Source organism: bacterium, from assembly GCA_041648665.1.
GTDB lineage: Bacteria > UBA10199 > UBA10199 > 2-02-FULL-44-16 > JAAZCA01 > JAFGMW01.
On record JBAZOP010000135.1, the window covers coordinates 1 to 5,557 of the forward strand.

General features: G+C 60.4%; 6 protein-coding genes. All 6 read left to right on the forward strand.

Features of this window, described 5'->3' with window-relative positions; genetic code table 11:
* The coding region (locus WC683_19075; protein MFA4974711.1) for a hypothetical protein at window positions 1-796 on the forward strand (796 nt) is incomplete at its 5' end.
* A 24-nt stretch (window positions 797-820) separates the two neighbouring features.
* Window positions 821-2,518 carry a type II secretion system ATPase GspE gene (gene gspE, locus WC683_19080; protein ID MFA4974712.1) on the forward strand — a complete coding sequence of 566 codons (1,698 nt, stop codon included), beginning with the start codon at window positions 821-823 and terminating at the stop codon, window positions 2,516-2,518.
* Between the two features lie 6 nt (window positions 2,519-2,524).
* Window positions 2,525-3,751, forward strand: a complete 1,227-nt coding sequence (gspF, locus tag WC683_19085; GenBank protein MFA4974713.1) for a type II secretion system inner membrane protein GspF — start codon at window positions 2,525-2,527, stop codon at window positions 3,749-3,751.
* Window positions 3,752-3,876: 125 nt separating this feature from the next.
* Window positions 3,877-4,326 (forward strand): type II secretion system major pseudopilin GspG, encoded by a 450-nt coding sequence (gene gspG, locus WC683_19090; protein ID MFA4974714.1) that lies wholly within the window; start codon window positions 3,877-3,879, stop codon window positions 4,324-4,326.
* Window positions 4,327-4,459: 133 nt separating this feature from the next.
* Entirely contained in the window at window positions 4,460-5,152 is a 693-nt protein-coding gene (locus WC683_19095) for a type II secretion system protein (GenBank protein ID MFA4974715.1), read from the forward strand.
* Window positions 5,149-5,557 (forward strand): prepilin-type N-terminal cleavage/methylation domain-containing protein (locus tag WC683_19100; protein ID MFA4974716.1); only part of this gene is annotated, 409 nt, incomplete at its 3' end. The genes WC683_19095 and WC683_19100, both read left to right, overlap by 4 nt.

The window sequence follows — 5,557 nt, forward strand, 5'->3', positions numbered from 1 at the left end:
AAAGGTGACGCAGTCCGGCACGACCGGATTCCAGGCCGTCGAGCCGTATCCGTTGGAGGCGGGACTCACGCTCGAGATCACTCCTCAGATCAGCGAGGGCGACGCCGTTCGTCTGGAGATCCATCATAAGCTCTCGAACTTCACTGGAGATCCGGGTCCCACCGGCGCCGCGCCTGAGACCAAACGCGAGGTCACGACAACGGTCGTGGCCATGGACGGGCAGACCGTGGTCCTGGGCGGTCTGATGGAGGACCAGACCACGCATAACAAGAGCAAGGTCCCAATTCTCGGCGACATACCGCTGCTCGGCTGGCTCTTCCGCAGCCAGACCACGCGCTCGCTGAAGAACAACTTGCTACTCTTTATCACCCCTTATGTCCTGAGGGATCCCACCGATTTCGGCGAGATCAGCAGTTACAAGATCGGTCAGCGCAACCGCTTCATAGAGCAGAACTACGGCAAGAAACAGCAAAGGGCCATCTTCGATACGATATCACAGCATCGCGCGGATCTTCTGTCGGCCACGCCTTCCTATCAGCCGAGCCCAGGCGTGGGCGAGAAGACCGAGTCGTCTTCGGCGGTCCCGCCTGTTTCGTCGGCGAGCCAGCCGATCATGCCCCCCAGCAGGCCGGCCTACAGTTCAACCCAAACGGCGTCTTCTGCAAGCCGGCCTGCTTCATCCGCGAGCGCCGGCCCGGTGATCACCGTGCCGTCGGTCGATTCGTCGGGGAACTCCGCGGGCGGCTCCAAGGGGTCGGGATCGAAGGGCGCCGTGGACGTGGATCTCGCATACTGAATCTGATCTCATGGCAGGAGCCCGATGGAAGAGCGAAGCCTAGGTTCGATACTCCTTGAAACCACAGCCCTCACCGAGGAGCAGCTGGAACAGGCCCTTGCCGTGCAGAGGGAGAGGGGCATCAAGCTCGGCGAGGCGCTGGTCCAACTCAAGTTCCTGCGCACAGAGGACGTGCTCAAGGCCCTTTCGATTCAGTTGGGGTTCCCTTACGAGAACAAGATAGAAGTGGATGCCATACCGCAGGACCTCATCGCCAACCTCCCCATCAACTACGCGAAGCAGAACGAGGTGCTGCCGCTGAGAAAGGAGCAGGGCGCGCTCGTGGTGGCGATCGCCGATCCGACCAACTTCTACGCGCTAGACGATCTGCGGATGCTCTTCGGGCTTGAGATAAAGCCGGTGATCGCCTCGTCGTACGAGATAGTGAACGCGATCAACGCCGTCTTCAACCGGGCGACCGGCGGCGGCGAGGAGGCGATGGGCGAGCTGGAGGAGGGCGGGGAGATCGCGGACGAGTTCAATGAGCCGGTCGATCTCCTGGACGCGGATGACGAGGCCCCCATCATCAGGCTCGTCAACACGCTTCTCTTCAGGGCCGTGAAGCAGAAGGCGAGCGATATCCACGTGGAGCCGTTCGAACGCGAACTGAAGATACGCTTCCGGATCAACGGAATACTCTACGACGTGATGACGCCCCCCAAGCGCGCGCAGAACGCCATAATATCCCGCGTGAAGGTCATGAGCCAACTCAACATCGCGGAGAAGCGCGTGCCTCAGGACGGCAGGATCAGGATCAAGATCGCCGGCAAGGACATCGACATCCGCGTCTCCACGATACCGACTGCGCACGGCGAGAGCGTGGTGATGAGGCTTCTGGACGCCTCCTCGGTTCTTCTGGACCTTGAGTCGCTGGGTTTTTCCAGGGGCAACCTGGAGATCTTCAAGGGGCTGCTGACCCACCATAACGGCATCGTCCTCGTCACCGGCCCCACCGGGTCGGGCAAGACCACTACGCTCTATTCGGCGCTGTCGAAGCTCAACACGAACGAGGTCAAGATCATCACCGTCGAGGACCCGGTCGAATATCAGCTCCACGGCGTGAACCAGATGCAGGTGAACCCCAAGATCGATCTCACGTTCGCCTCGGGCCTCCGCGCGTTTCTCAGGCAGGACCCGGACATAATCCTGGTGGGAGAGGTGCGCGACAAGGAGACGGCTGAGGTGGCGATACAAGCCTCTCTCACGGGCCATCTCGTGCTCTCCACGCTGCACACCAACGACGCCCCCAGTTCCATCACGAGGCTCGTGGACATGGGCGTGGAACCGTTCCTCGTGGCGTCGTCGGTGCTCGGCATCGTAGCGCAGCGCCTCCTCCGGACCGTCTGCCGCGACTGCGCCCGCAAGTACACGCCGGAAGAGGCGGAGCTGGCGCAGATAGGGCTTGCGCCCGCCGACCTCAAGGGGAGGCAGATATACAGGCCGGTCGGGTGCCCCATATGCCTCGAGACGGGCTATGCGGGGCGCGCGGGCATTCACGAGATACTTATGATCACCGATGCGATCAGGGCTGAGCTCATGAAGGGCTCGGACGCCGCGACCATAAAGAAGGTGGCGTTCGCACAGGGCATGATCACGCTGCGCCAGGACGCAGCCCAGAAAGTCATGCAGGGGATGACGACGATCGAAGAGGTTTTGCGAGTCACGCAGGAAGACAGCGGATAGGACGCGATGCCGGTATTCGAATACATAGGCATAGATGCCAAGGGGAAACGCGTCTCCGGCACGGTCGACGGCGAGCACGAGCGCGCCGCGCGGCAGAAGCTCAGGCGCATGGGCGTATTTCCCACCACGCTCGACGTCGAGGGCGAGTCCAAGCAGGGGGTCGGCCTCGGCATGCAGGTGAACGTGGGCAAGTACCTGCAGAGGGTCAAGCTCGCGGAAGTCGCGCTGATGACCCGCCAGCTCTCCACGCTGCTCGCCTCGAACATACAGCTGGTCGAGGCGCTCAACGCCCTCCTGGACCAGATAGAGAATCCGAAGCTGAAGAACATCCTCACCAAGGTCCGCGACCGCGTCACGGAGGGCAGCAAGCTCTCCGACGCGATGAAGGCGCACCCCAAGGTCTTCGGCGACATGTACACCAACATGATAAACGCGGGCGAGAGCAGCGGCGCGTTGGACATCGTCTGCGTGAGACTCGCGGACTTCATGGAGGGGCAGAGCAAGCTGCGCGGCAAGGTGGTCGGCGCGATGATCTATCCCGCGATAATGTCGGTCGTCGGCCTCGGACTCATGACGATGTTGCTCACCTTCGTGGTCCCCAAGGTCACCAAGATATTCGATGACGTGGGCGCTACGCTGCCGCTCCCCACGAAGATCCTCATGGGCGTGAGCAACGGGCTCACGAATTACTGGTACGTCTTCGTCATAGCGATCCCGGTCCTGATATACCTGGCCATGCGCTACGTGAAGACGCCGAAGGGAAAGGAATGGTGGGATCGCAAGATGCTCACGCTCCCGCTCTTCGGCCGGATAAACAGGCTCGTGATCGTGGCGCGTTTTTCGAGGACCCTCGCGACGCTGCTGGCCAGCGGCGTGCCGCTCCTGAACGCGCTGGATATCGTGAAAAATATCATCACGAACACGAAGCTTCGCGCGGTCATCGAGCAGACCCGCGACAACGTGCGCGAGGGCGCGTCCATAGCCGATCCGCTGAGGAAGAGCGGGGAGTTTCCGCCGCTGGTGACCCACATGATAGCGATCGGCGAGAAGACCGGCGATCTCGAGCGCATGCTGGAGAGGGTCGCGGACGCCTACGACGCGGACGTGGACACGACTCTCTCGACGCTCACCACGCTGCTCGAGCCGATCATGATACTCGTCATGGCGGGCGTGGTTTCTTTTATCGTGCTGTCGATATTGTTGCCGATCATGCAGCTCAACCAGCTCGGTTAAGTTTTTTCGCGGTTTGCGCCGGACGAATTTGCAGTTTACATATTGAGCGAAGATCGGCATTATACTTAGTCAATTCCTGAAAGCGATTTTCGACATGGATCTTGGGTTTTGAAAGGAGGGGGATGATGAAGAGGTTTTTGTCCGGCACGAGAGGTATGACCCTTATCGAGATCATGGTCGTGATCACGATCCTCGGGCTGATAGCGACGGTCGTCACGGTGAACGTCCTCGACAGGCTCGATGAGGCCAAGGTCGAGACCTCGAAGACGCAGATGAAGGGATTCGAGGAGGCTCTCGATCAGTTCCGCCGCGACAGCGGATTCTATCCTTCCACTGAACAGGGGCTCCAGGCGTTGATCGAGAAGCCGAGCATAGGCCGTATCCCCAAACGCTATCCGCCGAAGGGATATCTGAAGGGCGACAAGATTCCGCAGGACCCGTTCGGCTGCGATTATTCGTATTACAGCCCGGGACTCCAGGGCCACGACTATGAGATCTACTCCCTCGGCCGCGATTGCCAGGAAGGCGGAGAGGGCGTGGATGCGGACATAAGCTCTTTCGAAACGGCGGAGTGAGTCCGCAGGGCCCGGCTGCATGACGGCGCCTGTGTATGGCGCGATGCGGCCCTTATGAGGCGAAGCCGATCGGCCGCCCCGGTCTGAGTAATAGGCCAGGGCGGCCGTTTTGATTTGGGGGGAGCGAGTGAGGATGCCGTGCGTGCACAGGCGTCATGCGGGTTCGGCCTGCAGGTTGAAGCGGAGCCTCGGCTTTACTCTGCTGGAGATCGTGGTCTCGATGGCGGTCATAGGTCTCGTGCTGGGCGTGGTGATCAGCCGCATGGACACGATGCTGGACCTGGAGATGAAATCATCCTCCAAGAAACTCGCTACTGCTATCAGGTACCTCTATAACAAGGCCGCCACCGAAGGTCTCTACATAAAACTGGTGCTGGACATCGAGGAAAACTCCTACTGGGTCGAGGCGACATACGATCCCTTCGTGATTTCGATGGGCGAGGGCTCTTCGGTCGCGCCGAAGAAGGATGGATCGAAGAAATCCGAAGGTGAGGACGCTGCGGAAGGGGATGAGACGGAAGAGGATGAAGAGGGGGAAACTCGCATCAAACCGCGAGAGCCGGTCTTCACCCAGATGGAGACATTCCTGCTAAAGGCGACCAAGCTTCCCAATTCGGTCTTCTTCAAGGACGTCTACGTGGAGCACAAACCCGCCGGGACATCCGCCGGAGAGGAGGCGATCTATTTCTTCCCCAACGGCTACGTCGAGCATGCGATCATAAATTTGAGGGATGAGGACGACGAGACGAACTACTCGCTGGAGACAAACCCGATCAACGGTAGGGTCAGCATAGAACCCGAGTATCGCAGGATGGAGACAAAGTGATCGGACGGGGAAAAACCGGGTTGCTCCGCAGCGGCTTCAGCCTCATCGAGGTGATGGTCGCGGTGGCCATTCTCGCCATAGCGCTCACCACCCTGCTCACGTTCGTCGGCAACACGATGATCAAGAGCGGCAGGGCCGAGAGCCTTATCGTGGCCACCATGCTGGCCAGGCAGAGGATGGCCGAGATCGAGATAGACCTCATGGAGGCCGCGAAGAAGAAGGAGGTCCCGGACGAGAGGGCAGAGAGCGGCACGTTCGAGGAACCTTTCAACGATTACAGCTGGACCATGGAGATAAGAAAGGTTGAGCTCCCGGCGCCGGTCATGGGCGAGGAGGGGAGCATCCAGGCCATGGTCGCGGGCCAGCTCACCAAGGAGATCGCGAAAACGGTGAGGGAGCTCAAAC